The 19,124-nt window shown below is 43.4% G+C and carries 17 protein-coding genes and 1 pseudogene; 2 read left to right on the top strand and 16 right to left on the bottom strand.

Going from position 1 to position 19,124, the window contains the following annotated elements; genetic code table 11:
• Positions 1 to 224: 224 nt before the first annotated feature.
• The 3 genes from DWX26_RS11250 to DWX26_RS11240 form a co-directional block, all read right to left on the bottom strand.
• The gene (locus tag DWX26_RS11250) at positions 225 to 872 is read right to left on the bottom strand and encodes a beta-galactosidase trimerization domain-containing protein (RefSeq protein WP_118601439.1); all 648 of its coding nucleotides are present in this window, start codon (positions 870 to 872) and stop codon (positions 225 to 227) included.
• A gap of 186 nt (positions 873 to 1,058) precedes the next feature.
• Complete coding sequence (locus DWX26_RS11245; RefSeq protein ID WP_055219683.1) at positions 1,059 to 1,982, bottom strand: SufB/SufD family protein; 924 nt, start codon at positions 1,980 to 1,982, stop codon at positions 1,059 to 1,061.
• A complete protein-coding gene (locus DWX26_RS11240; RefSeq protein WP_117804223.1) occupies positions 1,982 to 2,713 on the bottom strand; it encodes an ABC transporter ATP-binding protein in 732 nt (243 codons plus the stop codon). The genes DWX26_RS11245 and DWX26_RS11240 overlap by 1 nt, the downstream gene beginning before the upstream one ends.
• A 230-nt stretch (positions 2,714 to 2,943) precedes the next feature.
• On the opposite strand from DWX26_RS11240, the gene DWX26_RS11235 reads away from it, so the two are divergent.
• Entirely contained in the window at positions 2,944 to 3,600 is a 657-nt protein-coding gene (locus DWX26_RS11235; protein ID WP_118601438.1) for an SDR family NAD(P)-dependent oxidoreductase, read from the top strand.
• A gap of 98 nt (positions 3,601 to 3,698) precedes the next feature.
• Here DWX26_RS11235 and DWX26_RS11230 read toward each other — a convergent pair whose 3' ends face one another.
• Both DWX26_RS11230 and DWX26_RS11225 read right to left on the bottom strand, forming a co-directional pair.
• A complete protein-coding gene (locus tag DWX26_RS11230; protein WP_330423004.1) occupies positions 3,699 to 4,430 on the bottom strand; it encodes a class I SAM-dependent methyltransferase in 732 nt (243 codons plus the stop codon).
• Positions 4,431 to 4,574: 144 nt separating this feature from the next.
• Positions 4,575 to 5,219, bottom strand: a complete 645-nt coding sequence (locus tag DWX26_RS11225; RefSeq protein WP_118601437.1) for an L-2-amino-thiazoline-4-carboxylic acid hydrolase — start codon at positions 5,217 to 5,219, stop codon at positions 4,575 to 4,577.
• 586 nt (positions 5,220 to 5,805) lie between these two features.
• On the opposite strand from DWX26_RS11225, the gene DWX26_RS11220 reads away from it, so the two are divergent.
• Positions 5,806 to 6,738 carry an AEC family transporter gene (locus tag DWX26_RS11220; protein WP_118601436.1) on the top strand — a complete coding sequence of 311 codons (933 nt, stop codon included), beginning with the start codon at positions 5,806 to 5,808 and terminating at the stop codon, positions 6,736 to 6,738.
• A gap of 64 nt (positions 6,739 to 6,802) precedes the next feature.
• Here the strand turns inward: DWX26_RS11220 and DWX26_RS11215 are convergent, their stop codons facing one another.
• From DWX26_RS11215 to DWX26_RS11160, 11 genes and pseudogenes are all read right to left on the bottom strand, one after another.
• Positions 6,803 to 8,485 (bottom strand): AAA family ATPase, encoded by a 1,683-nt coding sequence (locus tag DWX26_RS11215; RefSeq protein WP_118601435.1) that lies wholly within the window; start codon positions 8,483 to 8,485, stop codon positions 6,803 to 6,805.
• Between the two features lie 210 nt (positions 8,486 to 8,695).
• Complete coding sequence (gene rhaD / locus DWX26_RS11210; protein ID WP_055265851.1) at positions 8,696 to 9,517, bottom strand: rhamnulose-1-phosphate aldolase; 822 nt, start codon at positions 9,515 to 9,517, stop codon at positions 8,696 to 8,698.
• A gap of 45 nt (positions 9,518 to 9,562) precedes the next feature.
• Positions 9,563 to 10,984: an arabinose isomerase gene (locus DWX26_RS11205; RefSeq protein ID WP_117801923.1), complete on the bottom strand. Its 1,422-nt coding sequence runs from the start codon at positions 10,982 to 10,984 to the stop codon at positions 9,563 to 9,565.
• Between the two features lie 34 nt (positions 10,985 to 11,018).
• Positions 11,019 to 12,419 (bottom strand): rhamnulokinase, encoded by a 1,401-nt coding sequence (gene rhaB, locus DWX26_RS11200; protein ID WP_118601434.1) that lies wholly within the window; start codon positions 12,417 to 12,419, stop codon positions 11,019 to 11,021.
• A 256-nt stretch (positions 12,420 to 12,675) separates the two neighbouring features.
• A complete protein-coding gene (locus DWX26_RS11195; RefSeq protein WP_118601433.1) occupies positions 12,676 to 13,530 on the bottom strand; it encodes a YitT family protein in 855 nt (284 codons plus the stop codon).
• Positions 13,531 to 14,098: 568 nt separating this feature from the next.
• Positions 14,099 to 15,463, bottom strand: coding sequence for an MFS transporter (locus DWX26_RS11185; RefSeq protein ID WP_118601432.1), 1,365 nt, complete (start codon positions 15,461 to 15,463; stop codon positions 14,099 to 14,101).
• An 18-nt stretch (positions 15,464 to 15,481) separates the two neighbouring features.
• Positions 15,482 to 15,874, bottom strand: a complete 393-nt coding sequence (locus DWX26_RS11180; RefSeq protein WP_117760520.1) for a VOC family protein — start codon at positions 15,872 to 15,874, stop codon at positions 15,482 to 15,484.
• 9 nt (positions 15,875 to 15,883) lie between these two features.
• The gene (locus DWX26_RS11175; RefSeq protein WP_118601431.1) at positions 15,884 to 16,912 is read right to left on the bottom strand and encodes a zinc-dependent alcohol dehydrogenase; all 1,029 of its coding nucleotides are present in this window, start codon (positions 16,910 to 16,912) and stop codon (positions 15,884 to 15,886) included.
• 396 nt (positions 16,913 to 17,308) lie between these two features.
• Positions 17,309 to 18,430 (bottom strand): ROK family transcriptional regulator, encoded by a 1,122-nt coding sequence (locus DWX26_RS11170; protein WP_055219655.1) that lies wholly within the window; start codon positions 18,428 to 18,430, stop codon positions 17,309 to 17,311.
• A gap of 129 nt (positions 18,431 to 18,559) precedes the next feature.
• A pseudogene (locus DWX26_RS17390) lies at positions 18,560 to 18,658 on the bottom strand (TnpV protein); the annotation flags it as partial.
• Between the two features lie 91 nt (positions 18,659 to 18,749).
• Complete coding sequence (locus DWX26_RS11160) at positions 18,750 to 19,067, bottom strand: hypothetical protein (RefSeq protein ID WP_055219652.1); 318 nt, start codon at positions 19,065 to 19,067, stop codon at positions 18,750 to 18,752.
• Positions 19,068 to 19,124: the final 57 nt, after the last annotated feature.

The following is a 19,124-nucleotide window of genomic DNA, read 5'->3' as shown; positions in this document are numbered from 1 at the left end:
TGAAATTCGCAGTGTAGTTTTGTGCAATTTTTCAAATTTGCTCATTTATAGTTTTATGTCTATTTTTGCACACTCGCGTCTTATTTACAAGTTTTTTTCGGACACTTGTCAACACAGAATTCCGCTTTTTGCATCTTTTTTGTCAGCACGCAAAAGGCACGGCCCGCCCGAAGCTGTTTTTTGCTCCGGGCGGCCGCGCCTTTTCTCTCGTTTACTCTTTTATATTATGCTTCTAAAATCTTGCATGCAAACGGTGCCAGTGTCATATCCCCATACGTCACTTCCTTTGCATTGTGGTTGATGTACATCGTCACCTTCTGCTTCTCGTTTCCTCTCGTCACGATCTCAAGGCTCTCTTCGGACGGCACCATCTGGAAATGCCAGTCCCGCATCACCTGCTCCATCAGAAGCTTCGTGATCTTCTCTTCCAGACCGCAGCCCACGTAATACAAAGTTCCCCTGCCGGTCTGTTTTCTCGTCACGGCTGCGAATTCCAGATAGAACGCATCCGCGTAATGGAACAGCACTTCCGCATCCTGCACCTGAATCATATCACGGAAAATTCCGCCTGTGCCTTCCACGCCCTCGAACACGCCGCTTCCCACAACCGGGAATGCATCATAGTCCTGCAGGCTCTCCGTCTCTTCTACGGTCAGACCCGCAAGCGCATTGTAGTGCACCGGCAGTGTCTCGCCGAACGGAACGTTGTTGTCCGCATCTTTCACGGCGTGGCGGTACGTCACGATTACGGTTCCGCCGTTTTTCACAAACGCTTCCACCTTTTCTTCCATCTCCGGCTTCGTAATGATCATCTGCGGCAGGAAAATATTTTCGGAATGATTGATCACAATACCCATTTTCGCTTTCCCCATTTCTCTATCTTGTATCTTTCCTTTTTTCAACAGTACAAATTTATCATATGTTAAAAGTCAAAATATTTTACTTTTTATTTTAGTAAAATTTACTACCTGCTTTTGTGAAAAATGCACAAAAAGAGGCATCTCCATCTATGCAGACTGGAAATGCCTCTTTTTTGTTCTCTTGTTTCCTTTTTTTCTTCAGCTCAGGAAGTTTTCAATAATGACGTTTTCCGCCTCCGCTTCCGTCATGCCGAGCGTTCTGAGTTTCAATAGCTGCTCATCATTGATCCGTCCGATCGCCGCCTCGTGGATGATTGCCGCATCCACATGTTTTGCCTGGATCTCCGGAATAGATCCGACCTGTGCGTGATCCATGATGATAGAATCGCACTGGATATGGGCGTGGCATTTGTTTTTGCCGACTGCCTTGGGATGGAAGACCTGGGAGGAATTGCCCTTTCCGACAGAACGTGAAATAATCTGTGCGGAAGAACCGCTTCCGTTCATACATACTTCAATATCCGACTCTGCCTTCTGGTCACCGTCTGTCATCAGACGTTCGAGCACGAACAGTTTGGAGTTCGCATCCATCACAACATTCGTCGTACGAATTGTTGAGTCAACGCCCTTAATCTGTACGGTATCCAGCGTAAAAACGGAATTTTCTCCGATTTCAATATTTGTCACCGGGTTCAAAATCCGCTGTCCCGTTCCGTTTCCCTCGCCATAATGCTTTTCCTCGTAGCGCACGTTGGCATTTTTTCCTACATGAAACGTATGGATACCGTCGTGCCGGCTGTCGTTGCAGCCGCCGTTGTGGATACCGCAGCCCGCTACAATTGTAACATCGGCGCCATCCGCAACGTAGAAATCATTGTAAACAAGGTCCGTCATACCGGAAACGCTGACGACAACCGGGATAAATACTTTTTCACCTTTCGTCTCGCCATCGATCAAAATATCAATGCCTGGCTTATCCTCTTTTTTGCGGATTTTGATATGCTCACTGTCACCGTGGCAGAGCGGAATGCCGTTCTGGCGGAGATTATACGCCCCTTTCTGCTCAAATCCTTCACTGATCTGATTTAATACACCCTGGGTTGTCTCATCTACCTGTACCATCAGCATGTGCCTCCTTCCTGGCCGCACATCCGGCCTGTTTTCTGCTGGAACAGGGTCGGCAGTACGTCTTCCTTTGTACCGTATTCTTTCACCTGGCCGTCCTCGATCACCATGATCTTGTCTGCCATCTGGATAATGCGTTCCTGATGGGAAATGAGGATCAGACATTCTTTCTTCTCTTTGTGGATTTCTTCAAACCGTTTGATCAGCATGGAAAAACTCCACAGGTCAATGCCGGCCTCCGGCTCATCGAAAATGCTGACTTTATGCGGTTTCGCAAGCACCGTTGCAATCTCCAGGCGTTTCATCTCTCCGCCGGAGAGTGTGCCGTCCATCTGACGGTTCAGGTAATCGGCAGAGCAGAGTCCGACGGCGGAGAGGAGTTTACAGCTCTCGGCTTCCGTCAGCTCTTTTCCGGCTGCCAGCGACAGCATTTTTTTCACTGTCATTCCTTTAAAACGCGGCGGCTGCTGGAATGCATAGCCGATGCCGGCGTTTGCGCGGTGGTCAATATCATAACCGGTAATATTTTCCTCATCCAGGAAGATTTCTCCGCCGTTTGCTTCCTCAATGCCGGCAAGTACTTTTGCCAGCGTCGATTTTCCGCCGCCGTTCGGTCCGGTAATCACCAGCATTTCCCCGTCCTTTACCTCAAAACTGATGTGGTTGACGAGGCAGCGTTTTCTTCCCTCTTCGTTTACTTCAAAGGTAAGATTGTCTACTTTCAGCATATTTGCACCTCTTTTGTTTTCACTCTTTGCAGGGATAATCCCCCTTTCAAAAACTCTACTCCTTCTCCTAAAATCTGTCAATTATTTGTTGTGGTTTTGAGAGACTCTTTTGTTTTATGCAGTGATTTTTCCCGTAACATTTTCTTTTCCTGCATTCTTTTTCGTTTCTTCTGGATCGCATGCTGTGTTTGCGGTATAATGAGGGTAATATTTCATCGGGAGGTTATCGTATGCGTGTACTTATTACAGGAACCAGCTCCGGAATCGGAAAGGCGATTGCGGAGAAATTTTTAAAAGAAGGCTTTGACGTTACCGGATTTGACCGGAAGGAGGCTTCGATCAGCCAGGATTCGTATACTCATTTCTGCCTTGATATCCGCGACAGGGAACAGTATCCGGCGCTTGCGCCTTTCGATATTGTCATCAACAACGCGGGTGTGCAGAACGAGGATGATATTGATATCAATTTGAAGGGAACCATCGCAATCACGGAGGCGTACGGAATTCATGACAACATCCGCGCCGTCCTTATGATCGGCTCGGCCAGCGGCCATACCGGAGCTGAATTTCCGGAATACACCGCAAGCAAGGGCGGCGTTCTCGCCTACACAAAAAATGTGGCACTCCGCATTGCACCGTACGGCGGAACGTGCAACAGCCTTGATTTCGGCGGCGTACTGACCGAGCTGAATCTGCCTGTCACGGAAGATAAAAAGCTCTGGGATCAGATCATGGATCTGACGCCGCTGAAACGGTGGATGACCGTTGAGGAAGCGGCGGACTGGGCGTATTTTATGACCGTGACCAACCGCTTCTGCACGGGGCAGAATATTCTGATTGACGGCCTTGAAGCGGGAAACGCACACTTTGTGTGGCCGGATGAATGATTTGTTAATTTCCTGTACAAGCAAAAAACAGGTTCCCTGCACGGAAGCTTTTGGGGCTTTTCCGCTGCCGGGCTGCCTGTTTCTTTTCATTTCTTTTCTTACGCTTTTTCAAACACCAGAATTTTCTCTGCGAATTTGTGGATGATCGGCATCCACATCACCAGCTTGTAGATGGGATTCAGCGTTTCCATACCGCGGGCGATGTTGTCGTCTTTTACTTTTCGGAAACCGGCGGCAATGTCGCCCAGGTCTGCAAAGCTGTTCGCACCCCAGGTAAACGTCGCGCCCGTCGCCTGAATAGATTTTTCGATGTTTTCTTTCTTTACAAAGTACGGGCACAGCGTTTCCATGCAGACGTAGGCATTGTCGAAATGATCGCGGATGATGGCGAGCATCATTCTGACCTCATCCGCTTTCATGTACATGGTCAGACCTTCGATAATGAAAAGCATTTTGCCCCGCACTTTTACCTGATCGGCCCATGCCGGATCGAGCACGGAACACGCAATCGTGGAAACGCGGCCGGATTCCTGATAGATCGAATCGCGTACCTCAATCGTCTCCGGCAGATCGAGATTATACCAGGTGATTTTTCCATTATCCATGCGGTAAAACCGTGTGTCCAGACCACAGGCGATGTTGACAACGGTACAATCCGGGTTCTTTCGGATAAAGTCGCTGACCAGCTCATCAAACACAACACTCCGCACTACGATTCCGCCGCTCATTGCTGTGTCCTTTTTCGCATTGCTGAAATCATAGTCGATGCGGTCAATCAGCTCTTCTGCTTTGGTGTCGCGGAACTTGTTTTTCGGATTTCTGCTGTGCATGGCGCGGGCGTAGAAGCACTGCCAGCATCGTCTCGGCGGTTCCGTTCAGTTTTGGTTTTATTTTTTCATTGCTCATTCTGGGTGATCTCCCTTCTGTGTTTTATATTCTTCGATCCATTTCACCGGTTCCGGTCCGGTCTTGTTTTATTTCGGATTTTCCACCTTGTCCCCCACGAACCAGTAATCACAGACCTCACCGCCGCCTGCCAGCGTATGGTCACGGTAGAGCTTCGCGTGCATCAGGGCTGCTGTCTTGTAATCAATGTCGCACATAATCGGCAGCACTTCCAGATAGCCCTCTTTTCGGGCGAAGGTGTTCAGGGGACATTGGGTGAAGTGGTAATAAAAACCGTTCTGATGCTTCGTCTCATCAAAATGAAAATCCCACGAATACGCCTTATACTGCGGATGTGCTTCCAGCCAGGCGGCATCCTTATGCATCATCTTCGCAATCCGCGCCATGCCGCTCTTCTTATTCGCATTAATCATCAGGCCCATGGCTTTCAGAAACGGGAAGGACATCATCTCCTCTGAGATTGTACGCAGTTCATCCACAGAAATCTGTCTGTCCGACGCATCCCAGAGCGCAAGAAAAATGAGGCCTTCATAGAGATTCGACGCCATCGGGTTGTCCTTTCCGATATCATCGGCGCGGCGAAGCATGTCGCGGTAGATCTGGTTGGTCTTGCGGAGAAGCTCTGCGGTCTCCTCTTTTCCGTAGCGTTTTAGCAGACTTTTCTTTATTAAAGGAGTCAGCATGTTCCAATATTTGCTGGTGTATTCCATCATGGGCGGGTACCTCCATCTTACTTTTATTAGGATTCACTAACTTGCAGGTGTAAAATTGCCGCCTACAATGTAGAAAAATAGGCGGAATTTTACTTTTCATTATGAGGTTATTATATCACACTTTTTATTACTTTGTTTTAAAATCGCAAAAATTTCTTGACTATAATTCAGCCTTCCTTTATTATAGAAATTAAGAAATGGCCATCCTGCTCTCTGGTAAGCATGGATGGCCACTTCTTATAGCTATTTAATATTTTCGCCAGATCGGGTGATTGCGCTCACCTTCCGGCTGTCTTGTTAAGTATATTATATTGCAATCGTGTAATTTTGTCAAATCAAAATAGCGCCCCTGCTCTGGTAAAGTTAGGCGCTATTTTTAGTTAGAAGCTTTATCCGGCGGTCAGGTGTACACTGACCAACGGCTCTCTTGTCGAATATATTATATGACAGCATTTTCTTTTGGTCAACAGCCATTTTTCTTATATTTTCACCATTATTTCGACCCAAATCTCTCAAAAAGAAATTGAAATCCCCTCTTCTCCACCTTATAATATTTTCTATAAGGCACACATATGGGGAGATTTTTATGACGATCAGTATTCTTCTTGCGCAGCAGATCGCGCAGCTTTTTCTTATGATTTTTATGGGCTTTTTAATCGTAAAAGCCGGACTTTTAAAGGATGAGGACAGCAAAGTTCTGTCGAAAATTGTGCTGTACCTGATCATTCCCTGCGTGATTCTGAATGCGTTTCAGGTCGATTACACGCCGGAAACGGTGCGGGGGCTGCTGGTTGCGTTTGCGGCTTCGCTTCTGATGCAGGTTGTGCTTCTTTTTGCGGTTTCAGCTCTTGGACGGGTGTTTCATTTGGATGCGGTTGAGATAACTTCTGTTTACTACTCCAATTCCGGCAATCTGATTGTGCCGCTTGTGACGGCTGTTTTAGGAGCGGAATGGGTGCTTTACAGCTGTGTTTATATGAGCGTACAGCTTGTCTTTTTCTGGACGCACTGCAAAAAGGTGATCAGCCGTGAGGCTTCCTATGACTGGAAGAAGATTGTTCTGAACCTCAATATTATTTCTATTTTCGTCGGAATTCTTCTTTTTTTCACGGGCATCCGGCTTCCTGCGCTGGTCAACAATACGCTTCATTCTGTCGGAAGCATGGTTTGCCCTGCCAGTATGATTGTTACGGGTATGCTTTTTGCCGGCATGGACTTCCGGCAGATTTTTGCGAATAAACGGATTTACTTCGTGACCTTTCTCCGCCTGATCGCCGTTCCGCTGATGGCGCTTGTTCTCTTAAAACTCAGCCATCTCGCCGACCTTTCCGCTGACGGACCGACACTGATTCTGATCGTTTTTCTCGCCATCATCACGCCATCTGCTTCCACGGTTACCCAGATGTGCCAGGTATACGGCAACGATTCGCGCTATGCCAGTGCCATCAATGTTGTTACTACGCTGGCTTCTATTGTGACGATGCCGCTTATGGTAATGCTGCTTCAGATGGTAATCTAATCACAATTAACAGAAAAACGCTGTCCCGCTTCCCCTTCCAGAGAAGCATTGACAGCGTTTTCTATTACCCAATTAGTACCTTTTTCCCTTCAAACGCAAATCCATAATGCCGGATTCTTTCTTTTGGGATTCCCCGTTCTTTCAGTTCCGCGTCGTATTTCTTTATTTCAATCTGCGCCAGTGCTTTTTGTACCGTTTCCTGCAGCGTTTTTTCTTCCGTTTCTTTTACTTTAAATTCCAGAATCATAGCATCTCGATCCAAATTTCTGGGAATTAGAATCACATCGTATCTTCCATACCCACTTTTCCGATTGGAACGCACCTCATAAAGATCTCGCACTTCCACCAGCAGCCCAAGTACAAATCCATGATAAAACCGCTCTGGCTGGCTCCGCTCGGATACATGTTTTCCAGCATCAAAATTACTAAATGTAGCAAGTGCAATATCATTCATATAGAGGTTCATCGCTTTTACATCCCCATTCAGCAATGCTTTGATAAATTCATTATAATTGGCAGATGCCGCTGCAAACCAGCTTTTGAACATATTCGAAAACATGCTCACAGTCTCCAGATTTGTGATGGAAAGAGAATACCACGGCTCCAGCGTCAGTCCTCTGTATTCAATCTCCTCCACTTTCAGATAACCGCTTGCCACCAACAGACTCCATACCGCACTTTCATCCTGTTCTAATTGTCCAAATATAATCTGCTCATCAAAATTAACTACAATTTGTTGTCTGTTGATCAGTTTTTCCAGTTCTTCCTTCATATTTACCGATGCCGACTGCAGGAGTTTGCTGATCAATCCATTGGAACTTGTAGCTGCCCAGTAGGGCCGCAGTTTTTTCTCTTTCAGATAATTTGTAATAGACCACGGATTGTAAATATCACGATGCGTGCCAAAGCAAAATCCGTCATACCATTGCTTTACCAGCTCTTTCTTTTCCGGCATTCCAAATTGATCTAATGATTGAAATACCTCTTTTTCTGTAAAACCAAAACAGTCTGCATAGGCATCCGATGTTGTTGTAATAACCGTCAGATTATTGAGGTCCGAAAAAACAGATTCTTTGGAAATACGGGTAATTCCAGTCATCACAGCGCGGTCCAGATATGGATTTGTTTTGAACGTCGCATTGAAAAGGCTTCTCATAAATCCGGCAAATTCACCCCAGTATCCATGAATATAGGCTTCCTGCATGGGCGTGTCATATTCATCCAGAAAGATCAAAACTTTTTTTCCATATAAAAGATTCAAATAACTGGAAAGATTTTTTAATGCATCCTGTGCTGTCACATCACTCATTTTTTCTGTAATTTCCAGCATCTGCTGTTTCTCATTTTGCGTAAAGCATTCTTCCTGCTCCAAATACCGATGTTGGCGATAAGCATCTACAATAATATTTTTTATCTTCTGCACTGCATCTTGATAGTTATTCTGTTTTACGTCCGCAAAGCTCAGAAAAATCACCGGATAAGTTCCCTGCAGTCTGCGGTATTTTTCCTGTTTCCAGATGGAAAGCCCTTCAAAGATGGTACCTTTTTCTGCATACTGTCTGGAAAAGAAACAATTCAGCATGCTCATATTCAATGTTTTGCCAAATCTTCTCGGACGTGTGATCAGCGTAATGTCATCTCCACTTTCCCACCATTGTCTGATAAAATCGGTTTTATCAACATAAAAATAATGATTTTCTCGAAGGGAAGCAAAATCCTGCTTTCCTATACTAATCGCTGAAGTCATATTTCATCTTTCCTTTCTGAGCGCAGACACACCAGCATTTTCTGTCTGATAATGAAATGTTCCACTGTTTTCTAATCGATAATCTTATCTTATAGTTTATCAAATTCCGAAAGAAATTAATAGACTTTTTCTTCTGCACAGCAAAAAAATGGCCGTCCCATTCCTCAGTGCAAGGATCAGACGGCCATTTTTCACTATCAGTTTCCAGTTTTATTTCTCATACAAAAACTCTTCCGGAAGTGTTACGCCGAAGTCTTTTGCCAGATGGCGGAATTCATCCGGTGTGATCGTCTGGCGTTTCGTTGGCTGCATAGAAAGTGTTTTTACCAGGATTTCTGCAGATTTTTCTGCGGTATGCATCAGACCGAAGGTCAGGTCAAAATCAAAGCCGGCGGCGAACATGCCGTGGTGTGCCCAGATAGCAAGATCATATTTCTTCATCAGCTCGCTCGTGGCAACGGCGATCTCTCTGCCTCCCGGAACCATCCACGGAACGACACCTATTCCGGACGGGAATACAACAGGACACTCGGTTGCCATCTCCCAGAGTTCGCGGGTAAATACTTTATCTTCCAGCGGCAGAACAAAGGTAAGCGCGATCACGTTGGTGGTATGTGCATGGTACACAACGCGGTATCTTTCGTCCTGAAGTTTTTTTACCTCCAGGTTCATCAGATGGCTCGGAAGCTCTGAGGTCGGACGTCCTCCGTTGACGAGACCCCAGACGATGCGGTAATTTTCACCTTTTTCATCCAGCTCAATCATACAGATGCTGTCTTCCGGTTTGATTGTGACATTTCGGAAATATTTTCCGCTTCCGGTTACCAGGAAATACTCTCCCGCAAGATTTGGAACGGCGGTTCCGATCGGATTCCACTCTCTGGCCTCAAAGTTTTCTTTTACCTCTTCAACCTCTTCTGGTTTCACACGGTAAGAAAGGTTTCCGCCGTTTCTCTCATGCCATCCCTGCTCCCAGCCATCATTTGCCATGCGGATAAAGCCCTTTACAAATTCTGCATCTAAGAATTTCATGTTATTTCCCTCTTCTTTCTCTCTTTTCTCTTCTTTTATCGATATTTACCGGCATACAATGTCTACCGGCACATCCAGGATTTTTGCCACTTTCAGAATCGTATCAATATGATGTCCGACAGCTGCTGCCATATGATGTGTTGGTCCCGCCTCACTCCATCTGTTGCAGAACTCTCTTGCCCCAATGGAGAAACGTGTTCTCATGTTTGTATCGCCAAAGGTAAAGATCGGACCATCCTCATTGACACCCTCTGCAGCAACAAATTTAAAATGACCGTCTTTATCCTGCGTAATTCCAAGATATGTAACATCTCCGACCGGCGGATAAAACTGCGTCAGATATCCGCCGCCCGTCTTGCCATGAAAAACATCAACGATTTTCATGGACGGTTTTTTCGCCTGCGAAATATCAGCATCTCCCGATCCGGAGTGGCCGATAATACAGATATCCTCATTGAAATCGATCGAATACATCTCAGAAAGCTGACCGGTTCCGGCGATTGTTTTCAGAATGCTCATTGCCATTGCAACTTTCATATCACCCTCTACGGCGCAGGCTGTGCCCTGTTTAATCAGCATGGAAAATGCCGGGATCAGCATGCTGTCCAGTTTTCCGGCAACCCCCTTGGCAAAGCCGTCATAATGGGATGCCACCATACCAAGATCTTCTTTTTTCACCCACTCTTCAAATGCAACGACATATTTTGCCATATCCCATACGGTCTCTACCGTTGCACCGCCCTCGATATCAAAAGTATCCAGAATCTCCTCTGCCTTGGCGCGGATTGCGTCCTCATCTGTGACAGGATCCGCGATTGCCCACATTTTCTCCCAGTCGAACTGTTTCGTGTAAAGTCCCATCCGGTTGTAAAGATTGGTTTCATCGATATACAGATCCATCATTCCCGGATATGGTCTTCCGATCTGGGCAATATTGGTGTAGCGGAATCTTCTGCGTACCTGGGCTGCCCGGCACCACTCGTCGATTTCCTTTGCCACGTAAGCATCTCCGCCTTCTACAACACCGGTGATAACGGCATGACGTTTTCCTGCACGCTCCAGATCGGCTACCATCTCACCGACTGCTCCACAGGCATACAGCTCACCGAGCCATTTTGGCGTATCGGTATTCGCATAATCCGGTGCTTTCCGTTTCTGCACATTCACAAGTACAACCGGCACATTCAGGTCACGGACTGCCGGGAGCATATTGTAGCTGGTCGCGTAGGTCAGAAGCTGTAAAATAACAAGATCTACATCCGCTGCACGAAACTTATCTCCTGCTTCCATCGATAATTCTTTCGTTGTAACGATTCCACCATCGATCATTTCAACGGTATCCGGAATCGTCTTTTTGAACGCATCATACTGTGCCTCAAATTCCGGAACCAGCGTCGGGAACTGCGGCAGATATGCACCCAGTGCGATTGCAAATACACCTACTTTTGCTTTTGTTTCAACTAACATGTTCTTTGCCCCTTTTAACCTTTCGTCTCATTTTTTATGGCTCATATTGTTTGATTTCGAAGGAATGGAAAATACAGTTTCTCGCATCCTTCAAATTGCTGCATTCCTTTCCGGTGATCATCTGCACCGCCAGATTGCCGATGGCAGTTGCCTCGGTCGGTCCCGCCAGCACGGTTCTTCCGGTCTTTTCTGCTGTCAGCCAGTTCAGATAACCGGCATTGGCGCCGCCGCCTACGACATGAATAGTTCGGTACCGGCAGCCTGTTTTTTCTTCCAGTTCTTTTAATGTCTTTGCATAGCATACTGCCAGGCTGTTATAGATCACTGCTGCAACCTCTGCAATTCCCTGCGGTATCTGCTGGCCACTTTCTTCACATGCCTTCTGTACCTCGGCTGTCATATGTTCCGGTGCAAGGAAACGATCGTCGTTTGCATCCACGATAGATGGGATGGTGCATTTCGATGCCATTTCGCAGATCGTTCCAAAGCTTAAATCTTCTGCGATTTCTTTTTTCACAGACTGGACCATCCACAGACCCATGATATTTTTCAGGAAACGGTATTTTCTGTTGTAGCCGCCCTCATTGGTAAAATTGTGCTGCATAGCTTCTGTTCCGCAATCGGCCTCTTTTAATTCTGTTCCCATCAGAGACCAGGTTCCAGAGCTGATGTAGAGTACATGTTCCTCATTGCTTGGCACAGCGACTACTGCGGAGCCTGTGTCGTGTGTTGCGGGAAGAACAATCTCACAGTCGAAGCCGACCTGCTCCTGAATTTCTTTTTTCAGACGACCGATCACAGTCCCCGGTTCACGGATCGGCAGGAAGATTTTCTCCGGGTATCCCAGTTTTTGAATCATCTCCCTGTTCCAGTCCCCGGTTTCCGGATTGACGAGCTGGGTCGTTGTTGCATTTGTGTATTCCTGCGCTTTCACGCCGGAAAGCAGGAAATTCAGGTAATCCGGAATCATCAGCAACGTCTCTGCTTTTTCCAGCTGTTCCGGTTTTTTCTTCTTCCACGCCATAAGCTGATAAATACTGTTAAAAATCTGTTTCTGAATGCCGGTCGATGCATAGAGTTCTTCCTCCGGCACCGTGCGATAAACCTCCTCATCCATTCCTTTCGTGCGGTCATCGCGATAAGCAACGGCATTTCCGATCCGCTGATCATCCTTGTCCAGAAGGACAAAATCAACTGCCCATGTATCAATTCCGACACTCACCGGGATCTTTCCAAGTTCTCTGCATTTTTTCATTCCGGCCAACACGGCTTCAAAGAGTGCCTCGATATCCCACACCTTCTCACCGTCCCGTTTCTGCATTCCATTCGGGAAACGGTAAATTTCCTCGAGAACCATTTTCCCATCTTCCATATGCCCGAGAATATGCCTTCCGCTGGATGCTCCTATATCAATTGCTAAATAATATCTTTTCATACCCTTCCTCCATTTTCTGTCTCTAATTATAGATAACTTTATGTGGTAAAAAAAGAACACGCTTTGTCTAAAAAAGTGTCCTTATTTGCACTATAACGATGTCATTGATCGTATCCATCTGCATCCGTTCGCTCTTCTTCTCCTTCAGCCGCGCCGGAGTTTTTGCTCCATGGGGTAATTCAAGAAACGTTTTCACAGGAAATTACGGTAAAAAAATTCCGCAGCACTTCTGTGATTGAGGTGCTGCGGAACTTTTTTACATTTTAGGCTGATATCTCATGTTGGATACATTATAAACTGTGATAAACGCTTTCGGATCAAGTTTGTTGATAAAATTCATCAATTTCTGGTATTCTGTCTTGTCTACGATCGTGATGATTTCTTTGCGCTTCTGCATGTTGTAGGCACCATAGGCTTCGTAGATCGTAGCACCGCTGTGCAGCTCATGAAGAATAAATTCCCGAAGTTCTTCTTCCTTTGGAGTGATGATACATACCCGGCGTTTGATATTATGGTCAAAAATAAAATGATCCAGAACAATTCCGTTAAAATACGTTCCAAGAATACTCAAAACTACCGTTTTCTTGTCGTAAACGAGTGCTGCAGACAGAGCAACACACATACCAGACAGAGACATGGCTTTTCCAAGCTCCATATGAAGATATTTATTCATGATCTTTGCTACAATATCAAGTCCGCCGGAAGAAGCATTTCTGTTAAAAAGAATACTGAGTCCCACACTGACTACAAGTGTATAGCACAGAACATCCAGCTCCTGACTGTTTGTCATCGAACCAAAATCCGGGAAGATTTTTTCAAAAACTCCAAGAAAAACAGGAAGCATGATACTGGTGTAGACGGTTTTTACACCAAATTCTCTTCCGCAGGTAAAAAAGCCGATGATCAGAAGTACTACGTTCAGAATCATGGTGATGGCGGAAAGGGGCAACGGTACAAAGTTGGAAAGTACGATACCAAGACCCGAAATACTGCTGACAGAAGTATGGCTTGGTACCAGAAAAAAATAGACTGCCGCTGCAATAATAGCAACAGCTGCTGTCAGGATCAGGATTTCCAACAGAATCTGAGTATCCTTCAATTGTTTTTTCATGTTAATTCTCCGTATCTTATTTTTTATGGATGGGAAGATCCCTTCTTTATATTAATGGCATTTTGAAGATATGTAAACCCTTTCCAGAAATCATTCCAACATATTTGTGTATCGTTGTTGCTTTTCCGTCAGCTTTCTGTAATGCATATCCTTTTTATTGCTTTTTTTCGTTCTATGCTACAATAATTTTGATACTTAATATTATCTTGTAACACAATCAGGAGAACATCATGAATGAAAAGGGACTGACCAACATTAGTCTCAAAAAATAAATAACTCAAAGGTTTACCAATATATTTACAGAAAGAAAAAGACCTCCAAGCAGCAGATCGTTCAGGAACTGCAGATGGGTTTATCCACAGTCAGCCAGAACCTCAACCTTCTGGAGCAGGAAGGTCTGATAGAAAAAAAAACGGCTTTTTGCATCCACCGGCGGAAGAAAAGCAAACGCCATTCAGATTGTATCCGATTTTAAAATTTCTATTGGTATCGGTATTTTAATTTCCTCCCATCCTGGCTGTGTCCTGCTTCCGTAAAATCAATCAGCAATTCTTCCAATGCCACGATGTCAACTTTTTCTTCCATTTTTCAGTTCTTCCACAATCTCGTTATAACGTTTTTTATTTAACCGGTAGAAAAATAATACAACCGCAGTCACAATCCACAGTACACCTGGAATCGTCGTAAATGCATGTTTCATAATTGAAAGTACAATTGCATTTTGTGTCTGATTTGCAATATAACCATATTTTCCAAGTAATCCTGCTAAAAGTGCTGTTCCAACTGCCATTCCGATTTTATTTCCAAGTGAAATAAATGCATACTGAAAACCATCATTTCTAAGTCCGGTTTTCCACTCACCATATTCCACACAGTCTGGAATAATTGCATAGATTGCGGTATTAAATCCAGAGAAAAAAAACTGTGTGAGACCAGATAATGCATAAAAAATAGCTGATGATTCTTTGGCATTGAAGAAAAACATAGACAACATGGAAATTCCTGTAAACAAAGCAAAGAGAGATGCTGTTCTTCCTTTATTATTCAGCTTGCGGAATAATGGTTGAAAACAGGCTGCCCCGATGATAGAAGGAATAATGATGCACATCGAATAAGTTGTGTAGTAAGAGGCATTTCCTTCCACATATGTAAAATAATACAGAATATCTGCGTTTCTACCATATAATGTAAATCCAAATAATATCTGCCCTGCCAATGCAAGAAGATATGGTCTGTTCTGCATGACTGCTTTCAACTGTATCTTTACAGAAATTTTTTCTTTTTCCGGAGTAATCACTGCCTCTTTCGTCTTCGCAAAGCAGAAGAAATGACAGGCTGTAAAAATACATCCATATATGACCGCAACCGTCAGATATCCTGTCTTTGCACTATGACTGCCGAATTTGCCGAGCAGTGGAACTGTGATAATATTTAACACACCAATTGCAATCATCGCTGCAACCGAACGGGATGTATTTATTTTTGCACGTTCATCAATATCCTGTGTCATAGCACCACACAAGGTTCCATATGGAATATTCACACAGGTATACCCCAAAACCAGCAGACAATATGTAATTACCATATAAATGATCTTTCCATTCTGCGGCCAGTCGGGTCTTGCCCAGAATGTCATAACAAGAAGAATCGCTGTGATTGGTGCCGCTACTAACAGCCATGGACGGTACCGTCCCCATCTCGATTTTGTTTTATCTGTAAATCCCCCGACGATTGGATCATTGATTGCATCCCAGAATCTTGAAAAAAGCATAAGTGCTGACACAGCCGCCATACTGATTCCGAACACGTCTGTATAAAATATCATCAGAAAATTACTGACGAACATCCAGCTGAAATTACATCCAACATCACCAAACCCATATGCAATCTTACTGATCAGCGGTACTTTTCCATTTTTGCTTTCGCCTCCCATATGTCTCTCCTATTTTTATCAGAGTTTCTGACAGAACTCTATTCTTTCCTCATTTGGTCCCTTAATCATAAAATACTTCACACCATTTTCCCAAAATGGTAGTTCTTCGATTCCGTCTGTAATAATTGTGTATTTTTCATTGCAGATTTTCTGATACATACTTTCAATGTCTTCCACATCAAGTGCAACATGTTGGTATGCACCGTCTGACATTGCCGCCTGCCCATTTTCAAAAGTCTCTATACAATAATTTTTTATCTGTAAAAATGCCACTTTTTCCCCTGCTTTTTCATTATAAGACTGCATAATCACTTCAAATCCAAGACTCTTATAAAACTCAACTGTTTTCTGTAAATCGTTTGTCGGAAGCCCGACATGGGCAACTCCGACAATTCCATATTTATTTTCCATACGAACTCCTTACTTTTCACTGACGTTGATAATTACTTTCATCGTTGTCTCGCGGTTATCATCAATATACTGGTATGCCTTCAGATAATCTTTAAAAGCAAATGTCTTTGAGATGAGCAGTTTCAAATGAACTTTGCCCTCATTTACCAGTCTGATTCCATCTATGTAATCATCATGGCGGTACATCATCGTGCTCTTAATGTCAAGTTCGTGGTCATTTGCCACTGCAAGATCTACTTCTGCCATTCCTGCAAAAACAGCCACCAGTACGATCGTGCTTCCTTTTCTTGCATATTTAATTGCCTGTCCCATTGTGATATTGTTTCCGGCACAGTCGTAGATCACATCCGCCTTGTCCGGTCCAAATGCTTCGATCATCGCCTCACCGAAGTCTTTATTTTTGGTATTCACACACACATCAATTCCACATTCTTTTGCCTTCGCAAGTCTAAGATCACTGATATCTGTGATCATCACTTTCGCTGCTCCCATTCCTTTTGCTGTCTGTGCCACGAGATTTCCGATCGGTCCTGCTCCAAGGACTGCAATATTCATGCCAGCCACATCGCCCATCTGTTTTACACCATGAACTGCCACAGCAAGAGGTTCGATCATAGCTCCTTCTTCATAGGACATATCTTCCGGAATAGGTGTTACTTTAGATGCATCCACTGCAAAATACTCAGATGCTGTTCCTGTCGTCTGAAATCCCATTACTTTTAATTCCTCACAGAGATTATACTTTCCATGACGACATGGATAGCAATGTCCACAATATACCTGCGGCTCTATCGTCACCTTCTGTCCCACATGAAACTCGGTGATATTTTTTCCAAGTTCTGTAATCTCACCAGAAACCTCATGTCCCTGTGTTACCGGATATTTTGTAAACGGATGTTTTCCATGATAAACATGAATATCTGATCCACAAACACCAATATTCATAATCTTTACCAACACCTGATTTTCCTTTACCTCCGGAACCGGAACCTCTCTGAAAATAATTTCTCCTGGATTTGTCATTACCTGCTGTAACATAGTTGTTTCCTCCTTTTTTATATTATTATACGTTTTATAAAACGTTTTATCAAAGTAATTATATTATTGTCCTATAAACACAATTTGTCAATATGTTTTTTCATATTTTTATATATTTCATAATTTCAAAATATATTTTTTGTATATTTTTCACAATTAGCATGCAAAAAAACGGAAAGGAAACCGTAGTTACTGTTTTCTTTCCGTTTTTTACTATAATATCTTTTTCTAATTTTACACAACTTCTCGTTTTTCACACATATAAATCGGACATCGCATTCGCTTTGCAACCTGTCAGTGGGAGTTTTTAACTCCAACAGACTAAACATCCCCTTACCCAACGCTTAATTCCCTACGCACCAGATGCGGTGGACTGCTTATCTGCGTTCAAAAAAATTACAATTCTACCATATGTTTTGTAAAAAAGTATTTCGCGGCTCCAACAGCCGACGCTTCTTTCTTATACGAACAATTTTTCAAGTATGAAACATCATGCTCAAAGCCATTATATGCCATCACTTTTTCGCCCAGTGGTATCATATAATCTGACAATACGCCTCCCACATCACCTCCTAGTATGATGTCCACATCATATGCCATCCGCAGATTTGATATCAAAACAGCAAGATGATCCAAATACTCATTCCATGTCTGCAAATTTTTTTCATCACCACTTTCAATTTTTTCCATAAATGCATCCAGTGACTGCCTATTATCTTGTGTCAGTACACTTGCTGCACAATATGCATCTGCACATCCTGATTTACCACAATAACACTTTCTTCCACCGGGAACGAGTATCATGTGACCAAACTCCCCTGCTTTCTGGTTCTGCCCTCGAAACAGCTTTCCATCTATGCAGAATGCACCTCCTAAGGTGTGGTTCAAAGACAGATATATCGCATTTGGATACTTTTGCTTTTTTTCTGCAAGCATTGCAGCATTAGCATCGTTTTCAAAATATACTGGAATTTCCAAAGCCTGCTCTAAAAAGCGCAGACTATAATTCTCTATACCTAAAGCATGGGATTTTAAAACGATCCGTTCTTTCTGATCAATAATTCCTGGAATCGCCACTCCAATCCCAAGTAGCGTGTCCTTCGCTACTTCGCCTTCAAGAAAAGTTTTGACCTTTTGTGCCACCTCTGTACAATAGAATAATTCTGCTGTAAATTTTAAACGGATGCGATCTTTTTTTATAATCTCATCTCCAAGATTTACTAATACCATTTCTATATGATTCGCTGTAATCAAAATTCCCATTGCATGACAGTATGACTTATTAATCCCTATACTTTTTGCCTTTCGTCCACCAGTCGAAGCATATTCCCCAGTTTCTTCCAACACCATTTTTTCTAATAAGTCATTCACATTTGCTAACACAGTCGGCATACTCAAGTTTAACTCTTTTGCGATTTCCGCCTTGGATGTAACATGCTTGTTTAGAACATAATTAATTATTTTTTTTCTTGTTGTATTTTTTTTATCTTTATTTTCCGTTTTCTTACCCTCTTTTATTAAATATATTATAAAAGAATTATATGCTTTTTTATTCTTCTTGTAAAGTAATGTTTTATAATAAATCTCCGACAGAATTTATCTTATAAACAGCCAAAAGCTCCCGAAGGAGTTTTCCACGCTTTAGATCTACACCAATTCTTTTAACACAAGTTCTTCTGCCATATTACGAATACCATTTACCAATCTGACCCATTCCATCTGATCACGAGCTTTCAACTCAGCACTGGTTGCATCCAACTTCTAAATCTAAGTCGATCTCTATCGTGTCATCTGGCTTTTGTTGGGACAAAAGAACTACCGTCTCACAGAACATATTTTATCGCAAGGCTTTTAAAAATGGAATAGATTTAATATCAAGCATTGACGAATACTCATTATATTTTCCCATTTCCAATGTATGTGCAACTGCCTGTACCTTCCCTGACAAAAATCTCGCATAACCGATATCATTTTCCCGCAATGCCAGTCCCGCCATTGTGGAAAGAACAAAATTAAGTGTACTAAAGCCGGAAAAAATAATATTTTCATATTTTTCATATGCTTCTTTGATTTTTCCATTGAACCCATCATTTATGATATATGGTGGCGCTTTTCGCCCCCAAATCGTGAAAGTGGGGGCACTTTCTGCCCCCACTCAGGAAATGTTGCTAAAATACTGTTTAGATTTATCATACATACAAAATGGAAGTTA

The organism is Blautia sp. AF19-1 (assembly GCF_003479155.1).
Classification (GTDB): Bacteria; Bacillota; Clostridia; order Lachnospirales; family Lachnospiraceae; genus Fusicatenibacter; species Fusicatenibacter saccharivorans.
The sequence above is the reverse complement of the archived record's forward strand: the minus strand, read 5'-3'. Positions and strand labels throughout refer to the sequence as shown.

Excerpts from the sequence above, each read along its gene's own strand:
- DWX26_RS11250 (WP_118601439.1), bottom strand. The coding sequence starts at position 872 with ATGGGGAAAGCGAAAATGGGTATTGTGATCAATCATTCCGAAAATATT.
- DWX26_RS11245 (WP_055219683.1), bottom strand. The coding sequence starts at position 1,982 with ATGGTACAGGTAGATGAGACAACCCAGGGTGTATTAAATCAGATCAGT.
- DWX26_RS11240 (WP_117804223.1), bottom strand. The coding sequence starts at position 2,713 with ATGCTGAAAGTAGACAATCTTACCTTTGAAGTAAACGAAGAGGGAAGA.
- DWX26_RS11235 (WP_118601438.1), top strand. The coding sequence starts at position 2,944 with ATGCGTGTACTTATTACAGGAACCAGCTCCGGAATCGGAAAGGCGATT.
- DWX26_RS11230 (WP_330423004.1), bottom strand. The coding sequence starts at position 4,430 with ATGCACAGCAGAAATCCGAAAAACAAGTTCCGCGACACCAAAGCAGAA.
- DWX26_RS11225 (WP_118601437.1), bottom strand. The coding sequence starts at position 5,219 with ATGATGGAATACACCAGCAAATATTGGAACATGCTGACTCCTTTAATA.
- DWX26_RS11220 (WP_118601436.1), top strand. The coding sequence starts at position 5,806 with ATGACGATCAGTATTCTTCTTGCGCAGCAGATCGCGCAGCTTTTTCTT.
- DWX26_RS11215 (WP_118601435.1), bottom strand. The coding sequence starts at position 8,485 with ATGACTTCAGCGATTAGTATAGGAAAGCAGGATTTTGCTTCCCTTCGA.
- rhaD (WP_055265851.1), bottom strand. The coding sequence starts at position 9,517 with ATGAAATTCTTAGATGCAGAATTTGTAAAGGGCTTTATCCGCATGGCA.
- DWX26_RS11205 (WP_117801923.1), bottom strand. The coding sequence starts at position 10,984 with ATGTTAGTTGAAACAAAAGCAAAAGTAGGTGTATTTGCAATCGCACTG.
- rhaB (WP_118601434.1), bottom strand. The coding sequence starts at position 12,419 with ATGAAAAGATATTATTTAGCAATTGATATAGGAGCATCCAGCGGAAGG.
- DWX26_RS11195 (WP_118601433.1), bottom strand. The coding sequence starts at position 13,530 with ATGAAAAAACAATTGAAGGATACTCAGATTCTGTTGGAAATCCTGATC.
- DWX26_RS11185 (WP_118601432.1), bottom strand. The coding sequence starts at position 15,463 with ATGGGAGGCGAAAGCAAAAATGGAAAAGTACCGCTGATCAGTAAGATT.
- DWX26_RS11180 (WP_117760520.1), bottom strand. The coding sequence starts at position 15,874 with ATGGAAAATAAATATGGAATTGTCGGAGTTGCCCATGTCGGGCTTCCG.
- DWX26_RS11175 (WP_118601431.1), bottom strand. The coding sequence starts at position 16,912 with ATGTTACAGCAGGTAATGACAAATCCAGGAGAAATTATTTTCAGAGAG.